Source organism: Nocardia sp. NPDC049190, from assembly GCF_040648115.1.
In the GTDB taxonomy this organism is placed as follows: Bacteria; Actinomycetota; Actinomycetes; order Mycobacteriales; family Mycobacteriaceae; genus Nocardia.
In genome coordinates, this window is sequence record NZ_JBEZDE010000004.1 from 67,536 (window position 1) to 87,474 (window position 19,939).

Here is a 19,939-nt window from a genome sequence, read left to right on the forward strand (position 1 = left end):
ATAGATGGCACGGGATTACGAGCCACCCGTACGAGACCGGGACGAGGCCGAACGCCGCAGGCGGCTCGAGCAGACCGGACGGGACGAATGGGGACAGCGGCTGGAGCGGCCGCGACGCCCGAGGCGGGAATCGGGGCGGGTGAGCGGCGAGGATCGGTCGGGCGTCGAGACGTCCGACCGGGACCGGCGGGCCGCGCGAGAGGCCGCCGAGCGGCATGCGCGCGCAGGCGCCGGCCGATCCGACGGCGCGCGCTCCGAACGGGCGCATGTCGACCGGTCCCGTGGTGAACGCTCGTCCGCGGATCGCTCCCGTGCCGACGGTACCCGGACTCCCCGTCCGTCCCGGGACGCGGTCACCGAGCGGATGGGCCGGCCGGGACGTCCGGATCCCAACGGCGCCCGAACCGGTCGCATGGCACGGCCCGCAAAGGTCGACTACACGGCCGACCGCGCCATGGGCGCCGCGTATCCGGACAAGGCGGCCCGGCGCGCGAAAGCCCGGGCGGACCGGCGCAAACAGTCTGGTCCTCCGCTGCTCGACGACGCCACCCGCGCCAAGCTGGAGATGATCGCCCGGGAGGGCAGCGGCCTGCGCGCTGCGTGGGCACAGTTCCGGGTCCGTACCGACGATATCCGCCGCCGCAACTACGCCGCACGTGCCGAGCAGACGATCGAGGACGGATTCGACCGCAGCACAGCGCAACTCACCGACCGGGGCTATGCGGGCGCGGGGGGTGGCAGGATGAACGTGGTCGGACGTCCCGTCGAATACCGCGCTACCACCGCGCAGGTCGCGGGCCTGTGGCCGTGGTCGGTCGGAGCCGGCGCACCGCTGATCGGTACGCCGCTCGGCTCGCACCTGCACACGGGTGCACCGGTCTGCTTCGATCCGATGAACTGGTTCATGCGCGGCAGCTTCATCACCGCACCCAGCCTGTTCGTGCTCGGCCTCAATGGTTTCGGCAAGTCGTCGCTGGTCCGTCGGATCGTGCTCGGCGGCATCGCGCAGGGCATTACGCCGCTGATCCTGGCGGACGTCAAACCGGACTACCGCAAGATGGTGGAGCTGGTCGGTGGCCAGGTGATCGACCTGGGATACGGGCACGGCAAGCTCAACCCGCTCGCCGCGGGGGTGCTCGGCGCGGTCGTGCCGCGTCTGGAAGACCATCCTGCCCTGCAACTTCAGGTATTGCAGGACCTGCGGGCCAGACAGGTGACGCTGATCGCCGGTCTGGTCGAACTGGTTCGCGGCGACCGCGTACGCGACTACGAGGAGACGCTGATCTCGACCGCGCTGCGCATCCTCTACAAACCGGGCAGCGGGTTCGCGCCGGACAAACCGCCGATCATGGAGAACCTGCTCGAGGTGATCGTCGTCGGCGGCGAGGAGCTGATGCTGGACGCGGGCGCCGACAACCCGGGCGAGTATCAGAATGCGATCAAAGGCTTGCGCCGCTCGCTGCGCGCGCTCACCCAGGGTCCGTTCGGCGCGGTGTTCAACGGCCAGACCACCGTACCGATCGACACCAGCGCGGTCGCGGTGTGCATGGACGTTTCGCATATCCCGACCGGCGACAAGAAGCTCAAGGCCGCCGTCATGTTGGCCTGTTGGGCGGATGGCTTCGCCTCCGTCGAGGCAGCACACGTTCTCTCGGATGCGAATCTGGGCCCGCAGCGGTATTTCCAAGTGGTGATGGACGAGCTGTGGCAGGTGCTCGGTCTCGGCGACTTCATGGTCGACCGCGTCGACGAACTCACTCGACTGCAGCGTGGCATCGCCACCGCGCTGATCATGATCAGCCATACGATCAAGGACCTGCAAGCACTGGGATCGGAAGCCGCCATCGCCAAGGCGCTCGGCTTCCTCGAACGCGCGCGCGCCAAGATCTTCGGCGCCCTCCCCGCCGAGGAGATCAAACGTCTCGACAGCACGATTCCGTTCACGTCCGCCGAGGAGGAGATGGTGACCGGATGGTCAGCGCCGCAGGCATTGACCGGCGAAGCGCTGAAACCGGGCCAGCAGCGGCCATCGCCGCCGGGAACCGGTAAGTTCCTGTTGAAGATCGGTGAGGACCGCCGGCCCGGCATCCCGTTTCACATGGAATTCACGCTGTCGGAGAAGGAGAGCGGAATCCACGACACCAACCAGCGGTTCAGCGAATTCACCGAATCGACGTCGCGGGGAACGGATTCGCCAGGGAGTGCCGCATGAGGTATCAATTGAGACGTGATGCGGGATCCGGTCGCGGCGGGTCGCGGCGTGTGACCGCCGGTGGGGGGTGCGCCGCATGATGCCGCACCGGTCCTATCGCCGCGTTTCGCCGGAGGTTCGCGAGGCCGCAGTCCAGCAGGCGATGGCGCTCACCGCCAAACTACGCAGCGAATCGGAGGCCTGTCGCGTGGTCGCCGAACAGATCGGTGTGCACACGAATTCGGTACGGAACTGGGTGCGCGCGGCCGAAGGCCCCAGTCTGGAACGTATGGACGCGACCGCGTTGCGGCGAAAGGTCGCACTGCTGCAACAGCAGTTGGCGGCCGCCGCCGAGATGAACCGCACCCTGGCCGACACGCTCAACGAAGCCCGGCGCCGGACGTGACGCACGCCTGCCCGCGGCACGGCGCCGAGGTGCGGCGATGAGCGGTAAAACGGTGCTGTGGTCCGCGCTCGGAGCGGTGCTCGGTCTCCTGACCATCGTGCTCGTCATCGTCATGCCCGCGGTGGACGACGCGTGTGAAGGAGTCCCGGTGCTGGGTTCGCAGTCGATGCTGCCGCCGGTCGGCGGATACGCTCCCGGTGACGCACGGGTCGCCGCGACCGGCAAGCCCAGTGTCACACAGGCCAATCCGACCGCGACCGCGACACCGTTGCTTGCCGCGGGACGCGGTCCGCTGCGGCGTACGCTCCCGCTGGCCGCCGGAACCTTCAGCGTGTCAGATACTTTCGGCTCTCGGGGCGGCGCGCACAGGGGCGTCGACCTGGCTGCGGACGACGGGACCCCGATCTATTCCGTGTCCGATGGTCGCGTCGTCGCCGCGGGTCCCGCATCGGGTTTCGGAAACTGGATCGTCATCGACTCGACGGACACCAACGGCCGCTCGTACTCGGCGGTCTACGGCCACATGTGGAGTTCGGGTGTTCTCGTCCGGGTCGGCGACACGGTGCGGGCGGCTCAGCCCATCGGCGCGGTCGGCTCCGCGGGCGAATCCAGCGGTCCGCACCTGCATTTCGAGATCGTCCCGGGCGGCCGGTTCACCGGGGGCCGTCAGATCGACCCGCTGCCCTGGCTGGGCGGTGCCCCCACCCCGGATGTCGGTGGCGCGCGCGCTTTCTCCAGCGATCCGCGGTGCAGTCTCGGGTTCGGCACCGCCGGTGGCGCGCTCGCGGCGGGCAAGGTTCCACCGGAACTCGAGATCTGGTATCGCCGTGCCGGTTCGATCTGCCCGCAGATCACGCCGTCGTTGCTCGCGGCGCAGGGTAGGCAGGAATCAGGGTTCCGGCGCGGTGCGATCTCACCCGCCGGTGCGCAAGGGCTGGCGCAGTTCCTGCCCAGTACCGCGGTGAGCACCAATCCGGACGACGGCCAGCCCTATGTGATCGACGCCGATGGCAACGGCATGGCCAGCCTGTGGGATGACGGCGACGCAATCATCGGCCAGGGCCGTTACATGTGCGCGATCGCGCACAAGATCCTGGGGTGGCAATCCGAGGGGAAAGTGCAGGGCGATGTCGTCGCGCTGACCCTGGCCGCGTACAACGCAGGCGAAGGCGCGGTGCTCGCCTCGGGGGGCATGCCGAATCAGGTCGCGGCGCATTACGCTGAGACCCAGCCATACGTCAAGAACATCCTGGCGATGGAAGCCCAGTACCGGGCGCCTGGTTCGCTCGGTCGGTTCACACCGGGGGAGGGGTCGACCGGCGACCAGATCGTCGAGGCCGCGCACGAGTGGCTCGGTGCGCCGTATGTATGGGGCGGTGGCGGGCCGCAGGGACCCAGCGGTGGCGGCCTGGACGGCCCCGGGCTGACCTCGGCGGCGGTGTTCGCGGCCTCCGCGGGCACGCTCACGCTGCCGCGCACGGCCGAGCAACAGTGGGAGACCGGTGTCGAGGTGCCGATGAGCAGAGTGCGGCCGGGTGACCTGGTGTTCAGCTCATTCGGGCCGCGTGGGCCCGCGCAGGTCGGCATCTACGCCGGAGCCGGACGCATGATCCAATCGGTGCCCGGCGCGGATGTGCGGTCGCGCGGCGGTGTCTCGGACATCGCGGTCCCTGGGGACGGACGGGCGAGGAGGGTGCTGTGAGTGGCGGTGTTCACGTCGCGCCGGAACACACGGCGGCGAGACTGCCGAAGTGCCCCCCGATGCCGCTAGCCTGGACAGACAAGGCAAATGCGCGCACGAAACTGGTGGTGATGCTGGTGCTGAGCGTCGCGATGCTCGGCGCGGCCTGCGGTCGTGGCGACCGTACGGACGCGGAATCCGGTGGGGCGCACCCGGCTACATCGACAACCCGGTTGCTCGAGGGTGTCCCCGCCCCCGACCCGGTGACGCCCGATGGCGTCGCGGTCGCGGCGCTGCGGGAGATCTACACCTGGGAACCGGCCAGCGAAGATCAGGGGGCATCCTTGATTCGAGCACGGAAGTACCTCGGTCCCAGCCTCATTCGTATGCTGGATGGCGCGCCTACCGGGTTGGCGACGCCGAAGGCGACGCTGCAGTGGGCGGACTGGGGGAAGGCAGGGGCACGCGTGGAGGCTTTCACCTTCGCCTCCGGCGAAAAGGCGCCGAACACCGTCGACCCGAACATCCAGCAATTCAAAATCGGGATCGAGCAGACTGTCGCCTTCCCGAACGGACGCAAGGAGTCGTTGCCGCCGGCGACGGTGATCGCCACCGTCGTTCGCACGCCCGACGGCTGGCGGCTCGACGCATTCCGCTGACCACACGCATTCCCACCGGACGGCTCGACCCAGGAGGCAAACATGGCGAAGAAGAAAAAGGTCACAGATCCGGCCGTGCCCGATCCGGATGCCGTCCTGATCCTGACCTACGCCGGCTTCGCCATCTTCGGAACCCTGTGGCTCGCGGTGCATCTGGGTAACCTGCTCGCGGGCAGTCCGCAGCACATCCCGATCAACCCGATCGCCATCGTCGCCGGCCTCGCCAGGGGCAAGCTGCAATGGCCCGGCGCGGCCACGGTGATCGTGCTGCTGGTGATCCTGAGCGCGGTCGCCTATCTCGTGATCGGCAAGGAGCTGAAGAAGCGGCGCAACAAGGGCAGGCTGCCGGTCGACGACAAGGCAGACGTGATGGGCTACGGTGGCGCGATCTCGATGCTCACCGAGGCGGGGGTCCGGGAGAAGGCCGAACAGCTCGGCGTGCGACTCGGATACGACGACATACCCGGCGTCCCGATCGGGATCGGCGTCGCCGACGGGGTGATGCTCTATGGCTCCTACGAAGATCTGCATCTGGACATCTGGGGCCCGCGTCAGGGCAAATCGACCTCCCGGGTGATCCCGGCGATCCTGACCGCGATCGGACCGGTGCTGGCGACCTCGAACAAGCGCGACGTGGTGGACGCCACCCGTGACGTCCGGGAGGCCAAAGGAAGTCCCACGTTCGTCTTCGACCCGCAGGGCGTCGCCGGCGAGGAGCCGACCTGGTTCTGGGATCCGCTGTCCTGGGTGGATGCCCGCCGCGAGGGCTGCGAGATGCGCGCGGCGCGGCTGGCCGGGCACTTCGCCGACGGCGACGACGGCAGCGACAGCCAGACCGACGCGTTCTTCGATCCGGAGGCCGAGGACCTGCTCGCCGGACTGTTCCTCGCCGCCGCCGTCGGCGACGGCAATGGCAGCAGACCGATTGTCCAGGTGTGGGAGTGGGTGACCAACCCGCAGGACACCGAGCCCATCGAGCTCCTCCGTGCCGCGCGCCACCATTACACCGCCTCCGGTCTGTCCTCCCAATACAACAGCGATCCGCGCACACGAAGCGGCATCTTCGGCACTGCCAAGAAGATGGTCCGCTGCCTCAAGTTGTCGAACGTGCATCCGTGGATCACCCAGGGCGGAGATCGCCGGGAGTTCGACGAGTTGGAGTTCCTGGAGCACAACGGAACTCTCTACAGTCTCTCGCTCGAGGGCCGCGGCTCGGCTGCCCCGCTGGTCAGCGCGCTCACCGAAGCAGTGGTGGATGTCGCGATGCGCAAGGCCTCGCAGTCGGCAGGCGGGCGATTGGCGATTCCGTTGCTCGCGGTATTGGACGAGGCCGCGAACGTGGTGCGCTGGAAGGATCTGCCGAAACAGTACAGCCACTTCGGGTCGCGCGGCATCGTGGTGATGACAGTGCTGCAGTCCTGGGCACAAGGGGTTCGTTGTTGGGGTGAAAGCGGCATGAACGCCTTGTGGGCGGCGGCGAACATCAAGGTGCTCGGCAGCGGTGTCGACGACACCAAATTTCTGCAGGAGCGGTCCGACGTCCTCGGCGAGTACGACTCGATCTCCCAGTCGATGTCGGAATCCAAAGGGGGCAAGAGTTATTCGCGCTCGCTCGGCTCCTCCAAGACCTTCTCGGTCAACGGCCTCGCCACGCTGCCGCGCGGCCGGATCATCGTGTTCCCGTCCGGCGCGCCGCCGGTGCTCGTCCGGACCGTGCCCTGGTGGGAGGGCGAGTACGCTGCCGAGGTGAAGAAGTCCATCTCACACCACGATCCGCAACGTAAGACGGAAATCACGGACCTGATCGGCGCCCCCTCGTTGAGCAAGGGGACACCACCACCCGAGTACGGACAGATCGAGGAGGCTCGGCCGCTGTGACCGAACAGCAGCAACAACCGATGATCTACGCGAGTGTGGTGGAGTTCGTCGAGAACTATCTCAGCGTGGTTTACCGGCGACAGGTCACCGATCTCAGCGACACGGTGTGGTGCCCGGAGTGGTGGCAGCACGCCGAGGCGGTCGCGCGTCTGGACGCGTTGTGGCGGGCATGGGAGCACTATCGTCTGGATCCATCGACTGGATTGAGTGTCTGGTTCCTGGATCACGCGGATCAGCACATGTCGAAGCTCTTCGACCCCAAGGGGCCATTCAAATACTGCAGTGTGCGCAACGGCCACAAGGACATGCTCAGCCCGTTGCCGCTGAAATCGCCGCAACACGGCATGTTCGGTGATCCTACGGTCGGTGACTTCGGCCTGTGACCGTCTGCGCGGCAGCGGTTCACGCCGCTGCCCAGTAAGGCGAACGCCCGCTGGGAAACCAGCGGGCGTTTGTGTTGTTCTGTTACTGTCTCGAGCGCTCCAGACCGCGGCTTTCCCGGTCCTTGGCCCTTGTCACCGCCGGCGCCTCGTCCGGTCGGGCGCGTACGGCCTCGCCCGGCGGCTGCGCCTGGCCCACCTCGATCAGCATCCGTACCGCGGCCAGCTCCGGCGCGACACCCATCTTGGCGAGATGGGCGGCGATCGCCATGCGTCGTTCCGGGGAGTCGTATCGTAGCGCGGGCTTGGCGTTCGCCGCGGCGTTCGCGGCCATGCGGGTGGCCTCTGCTTGCGCTGAGAAGCGGTCCTTCTCCAGGGACACACCTTTTTCCGCAAGCGGTTTCTCGATCAGCCGAGTCAGTTCCGCATTGCGCGGATCCTTCGCCTTCGCGTCCCGCGCCTCACGGATCTGCATCTCCCTGGCCTCTTTGGCGCGGGCTTCGGTGAGCTTCGCTCGCGCTTCGGCTTCTTTCTGACCACGCTCGCGGGTCCGCAGCGCGACGAGCGTCGCCAGCTGCAACATAGTCCTCATCATGGCCGCAGTTTCGCGGCCGATGTCATCCAGTTCCTCGGACATGGCTGCTCCCCGATGCTGCAGTGATCACTGTGGATGATTGTGGTGCTTCGTCACGGACGCCGCCATGCGAACTGTAGTCCGTAGGCGGTGTCCCCTCTGCAAACGTGGACACCAGGAGGACTTGTGGCGCGGACTCCCGCCCAGGGGATTGCCCTGCTGGGGATGGCTGCGCTATGGGAACTCCTTGGTTCGAGATTACCTGACAAAGGTCGACACAATCGCACTAGCGCGCCTGGTTATCAGCATATATCGCACAATTCCGGCACGCCTTCGGACTCTCCGGATGATCTTCTGATTCAGGACATGCTTACCGCACAGAGTGTCCTATCCGGGCCGCGTGACATCGATTGGTCACATGCCCGGTACGACGTGGGCCCGCCGCCGTTATCTCGGCCGCGGGCCCGCGAGTTAGAGGATCAGCGGTCGATTCGTACCGACTGGATCGTGACCGGCTGTTTCGGCTTGCCGTCATCGGGCCCGTTCGAATCGTCCTGGCCGATCTGGGCGATCTTGTCGAGGGTGCCGAGGCTGTTCTCGTCCACCGTGCCGAAGATCGTGTACCGCGGCGGCAACTGGGAATCCCCGTAGACGATGAAGAACTGGCTGCCGTTGGTGCCGGGGCCGGCGTTCGCCATGGCGAGCGCACCGCGCTTGTAGGCGATCGGTGTGCTGGTCGCCGGATCGTCCTGGGCGTACTGATCGGTCGGGTACTCGTTGTCGAATTCATAACCGGGACCGCCGGTTCCGGTGCCGGTCGGGTCACCACACTGCAACACCTTCAGCATCGTGCTGGCGGTCATCCGGTGGCAGGCGGTGCCGTCGAAGAAGTTCTGCGAAGCCAGACTGACGAAACTGTTCACGGTGCAGGGCGCCGCGGCGTTGTTCAGCGTCAGTCCGACCGGGCCCTGGCTGGTCTCCATGCTGACGCTCACCTCGGCGTCGACACCGGTGGTCGGGATGCCGTCACCCTTCGGCTTGGCCACCTGCTTGCTCGCGGCCTTGGCGCCGTCGTGGTAGACGCAGTCGACCTTCGCCGGCTTCGCCTTTGCGGCAGGCGGCGCCGCGGGAGCCGGGGAATCGGACAGTGCAGCGGAATCGGAGAGTGCGGCGTCGGCGGCCGTGGAGTTGTTGCTGTCCTCCCCGCGAGTCAGGAAGTACACCCCGGTGACGGCGGCGACCACTACGACTACACCGAGCACCGAGCCGGCGATCGTGAGTTGCTTGCGCCGTTGCGCCCGTTGCGCTCGGTGGGAGAGCTGGCGCTCCAGCTTGCGTTTCGCCGCTGCTCGTCGCTGTTCGTTGCTCGGCACTACCACGTTCCTCCCGTATCCGGTGACATCGGGATAAGAGTGTGCCATTTCTTCCTGAGACTGTTCCGTATCCTTCCTGAGAGTCGGTTCGGGAAGCCGGTTGGACTTCGCGGGGCGTGGTGGTGGAAACTGGAGCATCGTGACCAAGACCAGCAGCTTCTCCGCCCCGAAGGGGGTACCGGACTACGTGCCACCCGGCTCGGCCGAGTTCGTCGCGGTGCGCGACGGCCTCCTCCGGGCCGCCCAACTGGCCGGGTACGGGCATGTCGAGCTGCCGATCTTCGAGGACACCGCGTTGTTCGCCCGCGGGGTCGGCGAGTCGACCGACGTGGTCACCAAGGAGATGTACACCTTCCCCGACCGTGGCGACCGCAGCGTCACCCTGCGCCCTGAGGGCACCGCGGGCGTGATGCGCGCTGTCATCGAACACGGACTCGACCGTGGTCAGCTCCCGGTGAAGCTGGTCTATTCCGGTCCGTTCTTCCGCTACGAGCGGCCGCAGGCGGGCCGTTACCGGCAGCTGCAGCAGGTCGGTATCGAGGCGATCGGCATCGATGACCCGGCATTGGACGCCGAGGTGATCGCCATCGCCGACGGCGGATTCCGTGGACTCGGGCTCGAGGGGTTCCGGCTCGAGATCACCTCACTCGGCGATGAGACCTGCCGCCCGCAGTACCGGGAGTTGCTGCAGGAGTTCTTGTTCGGTCTGCCGCTGGACGAGGAAACCACGCGCCGCGCCCAGCTCAATCCGCTGCGCGTCCTCGATGACAAGCGGCCCGAGGTGCGTGCGATGACAGCGGATGCTCCGCTGATGATCGATCACCTCTCGGAGTCGGCCAAGGCGCACTTCGAGCAGGTGCTCGGGCACCTGGAAGCGCTCGGGGTGCCGTATGTGGTGAACCCGCGCATGGTGCGCGGTCTCGACTATTACACGAAGACCACCTTCGAGTTCGTGCACGACGGTCTCGGCGCGCAGTCCGGCATCGGTGGCGGCGGTCGCTACGACGGGCTGATGGCCGAACTCGGCGGTCAACCGCTGTCGGGGATCGGGTTCGGCCTCGGTGTCGACCGCACGATGCTCGCGCTGGCGGCGGAGGGTAAGTCGGTGGGTAGCCCAGCGCGCTGCGACGTGTTCGGTGTGCCACTGGGCGATGCCGCCAAACATCAGCTGGTCGTGCTGGCCGGGCAGTTGCGGGCCGCGGGCATCCGGGTCGATCTCGCCTACGGCGGTCGTGGTGTGAAGGGCGCGATGAAGGCGGCCGACCGGTCCGGCGCGAAGCTCACCCTGGTGCTGGGCGACCGCGATCTCGCGGAGAACACCATCGGGCTCAAGGACATGGCGACCGGCGAGCAACGGCAGGTTCCGCTGGACGAGGCGGTCGGGGTGATCCGCGACTCGCTTGCCGGCTAGCCGCGGCGTCGACACCACCGAATTCGGGGTTCTGGTGGCGGTGTGCGGGGTACACGTGACAACGAGCGCACCGCTCGCCAGTCGGGTCGGCGCGGTCGCGTCACCGCAAACGACCGGCGCCTCGGTCGGGAAGGCAGTGCAGTGTCGACGAATTCTGGTGACCAGCAGGCGGTTGCGCCGGTAGGACTCGATCTGGTCGCGCCCGAGCTGTACGCACCGATGCTACGCAGGCTTGCGCTGGCCGCGTCGGGCATCGGGATCGGGGCGGCGCTGCTGGCTGCCACCGTCGTGAGCTGGCCGATCGCTGCTGCCATCGGTATCGCCGTCGGCGCGCCGACCGTGCTGTACGCCATCGCTGTGCGGCGGCGGCGAATGTGGTTGACGGGAACGACGATTCATGCGCGCAAGCTGCTCGGTGAACGGCAGCTGGAGATCTCGGCGGCGACCGGCGTCGAGGTGCTCGTGTTCCCGGCCCGGTTGAGCCGCATCGTCCTGCGGGTCACCGTGGGGGAAGCCTCGCAGATCATCCCGCTGGCCATGTATACCGATGCAGGCAGCGGGCGTGAACTGCACCTGCTGGGTCTACGCAGACTGGCCGACGCACTCGCCACAAGTCATTTGGCCGCGGCAGTGGCGGTTGCCGCGATGCTGACGCACCAATTGCGGGCCGAGGCGCGCGACGCCGGGCTGGACGAGCGGCCACTGTATCGCGCCGTGCGGCTGGCGCGTGCCAAAGACATGGTGTCGCCGATCGTGCTGACCGACACCGAGGTTGCCACGCTCGGCTGACCGGTACACGTCGGCAGTATCGACCCGTTCGGTCGGGTCGGTTGTCCCCGGCCCGGCAGACCTACCATGCCGCGCACCCGGGGTCTTCAGCCGCACGATCGGATTACTGTCGTGTCACTCACCAACCAGCTTCGTGATCTCTTCGAGTCGATAGGGTGGGCACCGAGAGTCCGCCTACCGCAAGGAGTTGTCGTGAGCACCGCTGCCGGGACCGCGCCCGTGACTGTTGCCGTGACCGGAGGCGCCGGTCAGATCGCGTACAGCCTGCTGTTCCGGATCGCGGCCGGCGCGATGCTCGGCGCCGACACGCCGGTGCGGCTGCGGTTGCTCGAGATCCCCGCCGCGGTGGCCTCGCTCGAGGGTGTCGCGATGGAGCTGGCGGACGGTGCGTTCCCACTGCTGGAGTCCATTGAGATCAGCGACGATCCGTGGACCGGTTTCGCGGGCGTCGACATCGCGGTACTGGTCGGGGCTCGTCCGCGTACCGCGGGGATGGAGCGCTCGGATCTGCTCGCTGCCAACGGCACGATCTTCGCGGAGCAGGGCGCGGCGATCAACGCCGGCGCCGCGGACGATGTACGGGTGCTGGTGGTCGGGAACCCGGCCAACACGAACGCATTCATCGCGATGAGCAACGCTCCTGATGTTCCCGCCGAGCGTTTCACCGCATTGACTCGTCTCGACCACAACCGCGCCATCGCCCAGCTGGCCGCGCGGACCGGCGCGCCCGTCGCCGATATCGCCCGCGTCGCGATCTGGGGCAACCACTCCGCGACCCAGTATCCGGACATCGCGCACGCCACCATCGCGGGCGGTCGCGCCCTCGACCGCGTCGGCGGCGGTCGCGCCTGGCTGACCGACGACTTCATCCCCACGGTGCAGCAGCGCGGCACGGCCATCATCCGGGCTCGCGGCGCGTCGTCGGCGGCCAGCGCGGCCGGCGCGGCGATCGACCACATCCACGACTGGATGCGGGGCACCGAGGAGGGCGATTGGGTGTCCATGGCCGTCCCATCGGACGGGTCCTACGGCGTGCCTGAAGGGCTGATCAGTTCGTTCCCGGTGACCTGTAAAAACGGTGACTACACGATCGTGCCGGAACTGAGCATCGACGATCTCGCCCGTGCCCGCATCGACGCCTCGGTCGCGGAATTGGCGCAGGAGCGCGACGCCGTCATCGACCTCGGATTCGCCAAGCGCGTCTGACGCATCTCGCGCTCCGCGAATCCGCGCGACGTCCCGCCGTCGCGCGGATCCGTCTGCTCCGACCCGCGAGCCTAGTCGACCGTCCAGGTTTCGCGTCCGCTGAGCAGCGACTGCAGTGATCCCGGATCGATCGGATCGCGCCCGCGGGCCACCTCGGTCTGGGCACGCACCGCGTCATCGTAGGTGGGCCTCGAGACGCGGCGGAGAATACCGGTGACCACGTGCCCGAGATCCTGGTCGGACAGCCGCGACAGCGCGTAGGCGTACTCCGGGTTTTCCGCGTAGGCATCGTGTACCACGATGTCGCACTCCGCGACGCTGTCGGCGCGGGCCACCTGCAGCCCGAACCCTTTTCGCACGACCGCGAATTCGCCCTCGGTGCCGAAGCGGATGGGCTCGGCGTGCCGCAGCGGGATGAGGTGGTCCGCGGCGCTCTCGCGCCGGAGCACGTCGAACGAGCCATCATTGAAGATCGGGCAGTCCTGCAGGATCTCTACGAACGAGGTGCCACGATGTTCGGCGGCCGCGCGCAGCACTTCGGTGAGTCCCGCGCGGTCGGAATCCAGGGCGCGGGCCGCGAAAGTCGCCTCGGCGCCCAGCGCGACCGACAGGGTGTTGAACGGGTGGTCCACCGAGCCCATCGGCGTGGACTTGGTGACTTTGCCCTGCTCCGAGGTCGGTGAGTACTGGCCCTTCGTCAGCCCGTAGATCCGGTTGTTGAACAGCAGAATCGTCATGTTCACGTTGCGACGCAGCGCGTGGATGAGATGGTTGCCCCCGATCGACAGCGCGTCACCGTCTCCGGTCACCACCCAGACCGACAGATCGGGGCGGGTGACCGCGAGCCCGGTGGCGATCGCTGGCGCGCGACCGTGGATGGAGTGGATTCCGTAGGCCTCCAAGTAGTACGGGAAGCGGCTCGAGCAGCCGATCCCGGAGACGAACATCAGGTTTTCCCGGCGCAACCCGAGGTCGGCAAGGAAACCGCGCACGGTCGCCAGGATCACATAGTCACCGCACCCGGGGCACCAGCGCACCTCCTGATCCGAGGTGTAGTCCTTCGCTTTCTGCGGTCCGTCCGCCGACGGCACCCCGGATACCCCGGTCAGGCCCAGATCGGCGCCGACAAGCGAGGTTTCGACGATGGTCATTCGGTACCCCCGATGTTCGGCTCGGCGCACGGCTGTGGACGCACCTTGTCCGACCGCGTTCGATAGGTGGCCTGCGCCCGCGCGGCGAAGGCCTTGTGCTGTTCCATATCCGCGATCGATCCGTCGCGTGCCGCGTCGATCACTCCGACCAGTTCTTGGGCGGAGAACGCTGTGCCCGCGATCTTCGTCCACGGCTGCACGTCGACCAGGTATTTCCCGCGGAGCAGCAGAGCCAGCTGGCCGCCGTTCATCTCCGGCGCGACTACGGTGCGGTAGCGCCGGAGCACGTCACCGAGATTTGCGGGCAACGGATTCAGATGCCGTAGGTGCGCTTGGGCGACCGACACGCCCCGGCGGCGTGCGCGGCGGCACGCCTCACCGATCGGACCGTAAGAACTGCCCCAACCGATGAGTAGCAGCTCGGCCTGGTCCTGCGGGTCGTCCACCACGAGATCGGGGACACCTATCGTGTCGACTTTGGCCTGCCGCAACCGCACCATGAGTTCATGGTTGGCCGGGTCGTAGGAGATGTTGCCGCTGCCGTCCGCCTTCTCCAGTCCGCCGATTCGGTGTGCTCTGCCCCTGGTGCCGGGGACGGCGAGCGGGCGCGCCAGCGTCTCCGGGTCACGGGCGTAAGGCTGGAATGGATCGGCGTCATCGCCTTCCGGCTCGAACGCGGGGTCGATCGGCGCCAGCTCGTCGACGCGGGGGATCGACCACGGTTCCGAACCGTTCGCGATCGCGCCGTCGGACAGCAGCAGTACCGGCGTGCGATAGGTGAGCGCGATCCGCGCCGCCTCCACCGCGGTGGCGAAACAGTCGGCGGGAGAGCGGGGCGCGAGCACCGCCACCGGGGACTCGCCATTGCGGCCGTAGAGGGCCTGCAAGAGGTCGGCCTGCTCGGTCTTGGTCGGCAGGCCGGTGGACGGTCCGCCGCGCTGCACATCGATCACCACCAGCGGCAACTCCGTCATCACCGCGAGGCCGATGGTCTCGCTCTTGAGTGCGAGGCCGGGCCCGGAGGTGGTGGTGACACCGAGCGCGCCGCCCAGGGCAGCGCCGAGGGCGGCCCCGATTCCGGCGATCTCGTCCTCGGCCTGGAAGGTCGTGACGCCGAAGTTCTTGTGCTTGCTCAGCTCGTGCAGTATGTCCGAGGCGGGCGTGATCGGGTATGTCCCGAGGAAAACCGGCAGCCCCGCGAGCTGCCCTGCCGCGACAAGGCCGTAGGCGAGTGCGGTGTTGCCGGTGATCTGGCGGTAGGTTCCCGGCGGCAACTTGGCGGGCGCGATCTCGTAGGTGGTGGCGAAGGTCTCGGTGGTCTCGCCGTAGTTCCAGCCCGCGCGGAAAGCCAGCACGTTCGCCTCGGCGATCTCCGGTTTGGCTGCGAACTTCTCTCGCATGAACTGCTCGGTGCCGCCGATCGGGCGTCCGTACATCCAGGACAGCAGACCGAGCGCGAACATGTTCTTCGCGCGTTGGCCGTCCTTCTTGCCGACGCCCGTCGATTCGGTGGCGCCCAGGGTGAGCGAGGTCATGGGCACCCGGTGCAGCACGAAATCCGACAGCGTGTCATCCTCCAGCGGATCGGCGGCGTAGCCGACCTTCGCGAGAGTGCGCTTGGTGAACTCGTCGGTGTTGACGATGATCGTGGCGCCGCGTGGCAGATCCTCCAGGTTCGCCTTGAGCGCCGCGGGGTTCATCGCCACCAGCACGTCGGGCTGGTCACCCGCGGTGAGGATGTCGTAGTCGGCGATCTGGATCTGGAACGACGAGACACCCGGCAACGTGCCCTGCGGTGCTCTGATCTCGGCCGGGAAGTTGGGTTGGGTGGCCAGATCGTTGCCGAACGCCGCGGCCTCGTGGGTGAAGCGATCGCCGGTCAGCTGCATGCCATCGCCGGAGTCTCCGGCGAACCGTATGACGACCTTTTCCAATTTCGCTGTGCCGACATCACTTTGGTGCGAAACCATGTACCTGCTTCACTTCCTCGTTGATGAGAGGTGTCATCGCCAAACTACTCCGTCGAGCGTGGTGTGTGCCCCCGGAGCGAGTGGACCGACGAGAATCGGAAAACCGATGGTGGGGGCGTCAAGCGAACAATGCCAGCTGTGCGGCGTCCGTGTGTGCAGTTTCGGATTGTGTCTCGGGTTCTGCGGTCTTGTGTGGCGTCAGGCCGTGTGCGGCCAGTAGCGGATCGACTCGGCCGCGCAGCCAGGTCGCGTATTCCGGCGTCACGTACGCGCCTCGGCCGTAGAGCCGGCGATAGCGAGGCAACAGGTCCGGGTGGTGTTCGGCCAGCCACGTCAGGAACCAGCCTCTGGTGCTGCCGCGCAGGTGCATCGGAAACGCGACGGCCGAGCCGGCCCCGGCCGCGGCGATGGCGCCGAAGAGCGCGTCCAGGTGTGCGTGGCTGTCGGTGAGCAAGGGAATCACCGGCGCGACCATGACATGCACCATGAATCCCGCGTCGGTGAGCACGCGCACCAGATCCAGCCGGGCGCGGGGCGAGGGCGTGCCGGTTTCCAGGCCGAGGTGCAGGTCCCGGTCCAGGATAGCGATGGACACGGCGAGGCCGACTCGCACCTCGCGGGCGGCCTGCGTGAGCAACGGCAGGTCGCGGCGCAGCAGCGTGCCCTTGGTCAGGATCGAGAACGGGGTGCCGGAATCCGCCAGCGCGCGAATGATGCCCGGCATGACTCGATATCTTCCCTCTGCGCGCTGATACGGGTCGGTATTGGTGCCCAGCGCTACGGTCTCACGATGCCAGGACTGCTTGTTCAACTCGGTGCGCAGTACCGCCGCGATATTCGTCTTCACGACGATCTGCGCGTCGAAGTCCCGGCCTGCGTCCAGGTCCAGATACTCGTGGGTGCTGCGTGCGAAACAGTATCGGCACGCGTGCGAACAGCCGCGCATCGGATTGACCGTCCATCGGAACGGCAGGTTGGCGCCCTCGGGTATCCGGTTCAGCGCGCTCTTGCACAGCACCTCGTGAAAAGTGATGCCGTCGAACTCAGGAGTCGTAACGGTGCGTACGAAACCTGCGCGGGACAGCCCGGGCAGCGCGCCGTCCTCGGCGTCCACGGTTCGGCTTTGCCATCGCACCCATTCAGTCGAACATGTGTTCTAGTTGCTGTCAAGTAATTCGGGACGGCCCCGGTGTCGTCCGGGCCGGGTCTGCGAAGAAGGTGACCAGGTCGCGGACGGTCTCGTTGAGAGGGCGGGGATGGTAGCCGAGTTCGAGTTCGGCTTTGCTGTGGTCCACGATCGGCGCCGAGATCAGCGCGCCGACCGCGGCCTTGGAGACGACGTCGGAATCGAACAACTTGCCGATCGGTGCGAGTGCCGGGATGATTCCGGCCACCACTTTGGCGGGAATGGCGAACTTCGGCCCTTTTCTGCCGCCGTGGCCTGCGGCGAGCCTGCACAGGTCGAGCATCGAGATCATCGATCCGCCGAGCAGATAGTTCTCGCCGGTGCGGCCCAGTTCGCCGGCCAGTAGCAGGCCGTTGGCCACATCGCGCACGTCGACCAGATCGAAACCCCCGCCGATGATGGCGGGAACCCTGCCTTGGGCCGCGTCGCAGAGCGTGCGGTTGATTCTCGACAGCGGCTTGCTGTAGTCCAAGGGGCCGAAGACGCCGGAGGGGTTGCACAACACCGCGTCCAGGCCTCGGTCGACCACCTTGCGTAGTGCCACCTCACCTGCCCACTTCGAGCGGTCGTACACCGGAAGTGTCGGGTCGGTCGACCGTGGCGAATTCTCGTCGATCCGGCCGCCGCAGCTGTATTGGTCGAACGCGTGGATCGAGCTGGCATGCACCATCCGGCGCGCGCCGACGGCCAGCGCGGCCTCGGCGACCACGCGCACCCCTTCGGTGTTCACCCGCCACGCCAGGTCGTTCTTCTCGGCGAGGGTGATCACCGCGACCAGGTGATAGACGATCTCGGCGCCGGCCAGCGCGGCGTGCATCGAGGCTGGATCGAGCACGTCGCCGCGTACCCAGGTCACATTCGGTGGCATCGCCGTGTCGGGGACTGTTCGGTCGATGGCGGTGACCTCGTGGCCGCGCTCGGTGGCGAGGCGAATCAGATTGGTGCCAAGGTAGCCGGCTGCGCCGGTCACTGCGACCTTCATGACACCGAGAATATAGAACTTGTTCTAATTTGCAACACGTTACAATTTTGCGCGCACGTCCCGCGTCAGCTCTCGAAACTTGTCGCCGAGGTCCGCTATATTGGGCCGAACCGTAGCGGCCCAGCCGATTCGGCAGGGAACAAGCAGGTCGCGACGAAGTTCATGACACAGCTGTTCACAACAATTTTTTTGGGGGGGCAACTCGATGAGTGATCTCTCGGTGGAGACCGCGGCGGTCCGGGCGTTCGCTGCCACGAACGCGGGCATCGCCGACGATCTCGCGGGGGCCGGAAATCTCGATGCGGTGCGGAACGTCTCCGCGCTGGTTCCCGTGTTCGGTCTGATCGGCGCCGACTATCTCGCGATGTTCGCTGCTGCCCAGGTGCTGCAAGCCAAGGACATCAACGATCTGTCGGCCAAGTACGCCAAGCTTTCACAGTCGGCGTTCAGCGCTGCCAGTGCCTACGAGGCCACCGACTGGTCGGCGGCAGGCGCGCTCGGATCCGCTACCGGCCGGATCGGTGGCGTGCTATGAGACCACTCGACAGCGGCGTCATCGCGCCGGCGGACGAGGCCGTCGCGCACGCGGCCGAGCAGAACGTCGATATCGGTCGGCAGACCGTGCTCGACGCAGTGCAGCACTCGCCCGCGCAGGCGGTGCTCGATCTTCCGCTCCCACAACTGCCCGACGATCTGCCGCCCATCGAACCGCCCGCATTCGTGTTGTCGCGCAAGATCTCCGAGGACCAGACCTCGGTCGGCGCCATTCCGGCGGGCCTGCCTGGCCTGAGCGGTACGGGCGTTCCGGACGAGGTCTCCACGCTGCTCGGCGACATGCGCGCGGCGATCGGCCAGGTCGCTGCTCCGGTGGTCGAGGCCACCCAGGGTGTACTGAGCGGTACGCTCGCCGACGCGCCGAGCGCGGTGTCCGCCGCGGCGAGCCAGGCTGCGAACGCGGGACAGGCCGTGTTGCCGCCGCTGCCCGCCGACCCGGTCGCCGCGCTGCTGCAGGGCATCGCGGTGCCCGCGCTGCCGGGAGTGGATGTGCTCATGAAGCCGCTCCTCGATCTGCTCGGCAGTTTCGGCACCGGTGTCATCGGCGCGTTCGATCCGACGGCGATCCTCAGTCGGTCCTCCCAGGTCATCGAGATGGCCATGCAGGTGGGCAAGGGCAGTATGGCCACCGTCGACCAGGTCTGGCAGAGCCAGGCCGCCCGCAACGCGCAGGTCGCGGGTCAGCAGGCCAACGTCGAAGGCCACGAGACCAGCCGGCGTGGTATCGATATCGCCGAGCTCACCCAGCGCGCCGCCACCGTGGTACAGCAGGGCAATGCGCAGCTGCTGGGCATCGCCGCGGCGTTCGCCACCCAGGCGACCGCGCTGGCGCCGGTGATCCTGACCCCGCCGGCGCAGGCGACGCTGATCGCCGCGGCCACCGAGCACCTCGGCCATGCTGTGGGCGTTGTCAACGCCACCCGCGGTGACTTGGCGGGCAAGACCGCCGAACTCGGCAATGCGGTGCAGCAGCTGGTCGGATCCGGGAGCGGCCCGGCGCCGCAGGAAGTCGCACAGGCGCTGGCACAGAACGTCGGCCAACCGATCCTGGAACAGGCCCAGTCGACCGCGGATACCATCACCCAGGCTGCCGGCCTGGATTCGTCCGCACCGGGAATACCGAGCTATCCCTCGACCACCCCGTCGTCGGTGCACACGCCGCACAGCCCGAGTATCGGTCATGGCGGGCCGACGGGAATCCCCGGTCGGGCGGGAACATCGAGCACACCGTCGGTACCCAAGCCCACCGGCCTGCCCGGCACCGCGGTTTCGTCGGCCAAGCCGGTTGCCGCCGCACCGTTCGGTCCCGGCGCCACCCCTACCGGCGCCAACAGCTTCCTGGGCGGACCCGCCGCCGCGGCGGGGCAGCGCAGCGCTGAAGACGAGCATTCGCGCACAGTGCAGCCATATCTGAGCCCCACCGGCAACGACGACCTCACCGGTCCCCTCGGGGAGTCCACGCCGAACGTCATCGGCGCGACACACGCTGACGAGATCATCAGTTTCGACTACGAGCAGGACCAGTTCTAGCGCGGCGAAACAGTCAC

At 67.4% G+C, this 19,939-nt stretch carries 17 protein-coding genes; 11 read left to right on the top strand and 6 right to left on the bottom strand.

The window, feature by feature from the left end; translation table 11 throughout:
- Window positions 1-4 precede the first annotated feature (4 nt).
- The 6 genes from AB0B25_RS05660 to AB0B25_RS05685 all read left to right on the top strand — a co-directional run bounded on the left by AB0B25_RS05660 (window position 5) and on the right by AB0B25_RS05685 (window position 7,198).
- A complete protein-coding gene (locus tag AB0B25_RS05660) occupies window positions 5-2,212 on the top strand; it encodes a hypothetical protein (RefSeq protein ID WP_357175205.1) in 2,208 nt (735 codons plus the stop codon).
- Between the two features lie 76 nt (window positions 2,213-2,288).
- Window positions 2,289-2,597 (top strand): transposase, encoded by a 309-nt coding sequence (locus AB0B25_RS05665; RefSeq protein ID WP_357175208.1) that lies wholly within the window; start codon window positions 2,289-2,291, stop codon window positions 2,595-2,597.
- Window positions 2,598-2,634: 37 nt separating this feature from the next.
- A complete protein-coding gene (locus tag AB0B25_RS05670; RefSeq protein WP_357175211.1) occupies window positions 2,635-4,299 on the top strand; it encodes a peptidoglycan DD-metalloendopeptidase family protein in 1,665 nt (554 codons plus the stop codon).
- The gene (locus AB0B25_RS05675; RefSeq protein ID WP_357175214.1) at window positions 4,296-4,937 is read left to right on the top strand and encodes a hypothetical protein; all 642 of its coding nucleotides are present in this window, start codon (window positions 4,296-4,298) and stop codon (window positions 4,935-4,937) included. The genes AB0B25_RS05670 and AB0B25_RS05675 overlap by 4 nt, the downstream gene beginning before the upstream one ends.
- 42 nt (window positions 4,938-4,979) lie before the next feature.
- The gene (locus tag AB0B25_RS05680; RefSeq protein WP_357175218.1) at window positions 4,980-6,815 is read left to right on the top strand and encodes a TraM recognition domain-containing protein; all 1,836 of its coding nucleotides are present in this window, start codon (window positions 4,980-4,982) and stop codon (window positions 6,813-6,815) included.
- Window positions 6,812-7,198, top strand: coding sequence for a DUF4913 domain-containing protein (locus AB0B25_RS05685; protein WP_357175221.1), 387 nt, complete (start codon window positions 6,812-6,814; stop codon window positions 7,196-7,198). The genes AB0B25_RS05680 and AB0B25_RS05685 overlap by 4 nt, the downstream gene beginning before the upstream one ends.
- Window positions 7,199-7,280: 82 nt before the next feature.
- On the opposite strand, the gene AB0B25_RS05690 is transcribed toward AB0B25_RS05685, so the two are convergent.
- Together AB0B25_RS05690 and AB0B25_RS05695 are read right to left on the bottom strand one after the other, a co-directional pair.
- Complete coding sequence (locus AB0B25_RS05690) at window positions 7,281-7,832, bottom strand: hypothetical protein (RefSeq protein WP_357175224.1); 552 nt, start codon at window positions 7,830-7,832, stop codon at window positions 7,281-7,283.
- Between the two features lie 416 nt (window positions 7,833-8,248).
- Window positions 8,249-9,142: a peptidylprolyl isomerase gene (locus tag AB0B25_RS05695; RefSeq protein WP_357175749.1), complete on the bottom strand. Its 894-nt coding sequence runs from the start codon at window positions 9,140-9,142 to the stop codon at window positions 8,249-8,251.
- Between the two features lie 139 nt (window positions 9,143-9,281).
- Here AB0B25_RS05695 and hisS point away from each other — a divergent pair, with 139 nt between their 5' ends.
- From hisS to AB0B25_RS05710, 3 genes are all read left to right on the top strand, one after another.
- Window positions 9,282-10,553, top strand: coding sequence for a histidine--tRNA ligase (gene hisS, locus AB0B25_RS05700; RefSeq protein WP_357175227.1), 1,272 nt, complete (start codon window positions 9,282-9,284; stop codon window positions 10,551-10,553).
- Between the two features lie 141 nt (window positions 10,554-10,694).
- The gene (locus AB0B25_RS05705; RefSeq protein ID WP_357175229.1) at window positions 10,695-11,342 is read left to right on the top strand and encodes a hypothetical protein; all 648 of its coding nucleotides are present in this window, start codon (window positions 10,695-10,697) and stop codon (window positions 11,340-11,342) included.
- 192 nt (window positions 11,343-11,534) lie between these two features.
- Window positions 11,535-12,548 carry a malate dehydrogenase gene (locus AB0B25_RS05710; protein ID WP_357175232.1) on the top strand — a complete coding sequence of 338 codons (1,014 nt, stop codon included), beginning with the start codon at window positions 11,535-11,537 and terminating at the stop codon, window positions 12,546-12,548.
- 71 nt (window positions 12,549-12,619) lie between these two features.
- Here the strand turns inward: AB0B25_RS05710 and AB0B25_RS05715 are convergent, their stop codons facing one another.
- From AB0B25_RS05715 to AB0B25_RS05730, 4 genes are all read right to left on the bottom strand, one after another.
- On the bottom strand, window positions 12,620-13,699 hold the full coding sequence (locus AB0B25_RS05715; RefSeq protein ID WP_357175235.1) for a 2-oxoacid:ferredoxin oxidoreductase subunit beta: 1,080 nt from the start codon (window positions 13,697-13,699) through the stop codon (window positions 12,620-12,622).
- A complete protein-coding gene (locus AB0B25_RS05720; RefSeq protein ID WP_357175238.1) occupies window positions 13,696-15,669 on the bottom strand; it encodes a 2-oxoacid:acceptor oxidoreductase subunit alpha in 1,974 nt (657 codons plus the stop codon). The genes AB0B25_RS05715 and AB0B25_RS05720 overlap by 4 nt, the downstream gene beginning before the upstream one ends.
- A gap of 118 nt (window positions 15,670-15,787) precedes the next feature.
- On the bottom strand, window positions 15,788-16,804 hold the full coding sequence (locus AB0B25_RS05725) for an Rv2578c family radical SAM protein (protein WP_357175241.1): 1,017 nt from the start codon (window positions 16,802-16,804) through the stop codon (window positions 15,788-15,790).
- A gap of 31 nt (window positions 16,805-16,835) precedes the next feature.
- Entirely contained in the window at window positions 16,836-17,837 is a 1,002-nt protein-coding gene (locus tag AB0B25_RS05730) for an NAD-dependent epimerase/dehydratase family protein (RefSeq protein WP_357175242.1), read from the bottom strand.
- Between the two features lie 205 nt (window positions 17,838-18,042).
- Between AB0B25_RS05730 and AB0B25_RS05735 the strand changes: the two genes are divergently transcribed.
- Together AB0B25_RS05735 and AB0B25_RS05740 are read left to right on the top strand one after the other, a co-directional pair.
- A complete protein-coding gene (locus tag AB0B25_RS05735; RefSeq protein WP_357175245.1) occupies window positions 18,043-18,372 on the top strand; it encodes a type VII secretion target in 330 nt (109 codons plus the stop codon).
- Window positions 18,369-19,922 (top strand): hypothetical protein, encoded by a 1,554-nt coding sequence (locus AB0B25_RS05740; RefSeq protein WP_357175248.1) that lies wholly within the window; start codon window positions 18,369-18,371, stop codon window positions 19,920-19,922. Before AB0B25_RS05735 ends, AB0B25_RS05740 begins: the two co-directional genes overlap by 4 nt.
- Window positions 19,923-19,939: the final 17 nt, after the last annotated feature.

Coding starts and splice junctions, on each gene's coding strand:
- AB0B25_RS05740 (WP_357175248.1), top strand. CDS start 18,369: ATGAGACCACTCGACAGCGGCGTCATCGCGCCGGCGGACGAGGCCGTC.
- AB0B25_RS05665 (WP_357175208.1), top strand. CDS start 2,289: ATGATGCCGCACCGGTCCTATCGCCGCGTTTCGCCGGAGGTTCGCGAG.
- AB0B25_RS05690 (WP_357175224.1), bottom strand. CDS start 7,832: ATGTCCGAGGAACTGGATGACATCGGCCGCGAAACTGCGGCCATGATG.
- AB0B25_RS05715 (WP_357175235.1), bottom strand. CDS start 13,699: ATGACCATCGTCGAAACCTCGCTTGTCGGCGCCGATCTGGGCCTGACC.
- AB0B25_RS05670 (WP_357175211.1), top strand. CDS start 2,635: ATGAGCGGTAAAACGGTGCTGTGGTCCGCGCTCGGAGCGGTGCTCGGT.
- AB0B25_RS05660 (WP_357175205.1), top strand. CDS start 5: ATGGCACGGGATTACGAGCCACCCGTACGAGACCGGGACGAGGCCGAA.
- AB0B25_RS05720 (WP_357175238.1), bottom strand. CDS start 15,669: ATGGTTTCGCACCAAAGTGATGTCGGCACAGCGAAATTGGAAAAGGTC.
- AB0B25_RS05730 (WP_357175242.1), bottom strand. CDS start 17,837: ATGAAGGTCGCAGTGACCGGCGCAGCCGGCTACCTTGGCACCAATCTG.
- AB0B25_RS05735 (WP_357175245.1), top strand. CDS start 18,043: ATGAGTGATCTCTCGGTGGAGACCGCGGCGGTCCGGGCGTTCGCTGCC.
- AB0B25_RS05680 (WP_357175218.1), top strand. CDS start 4,980: ATGGCGAAGAAGAAAAAGGTCACAGATCCGGCCGTGCCCGATCCGGAT.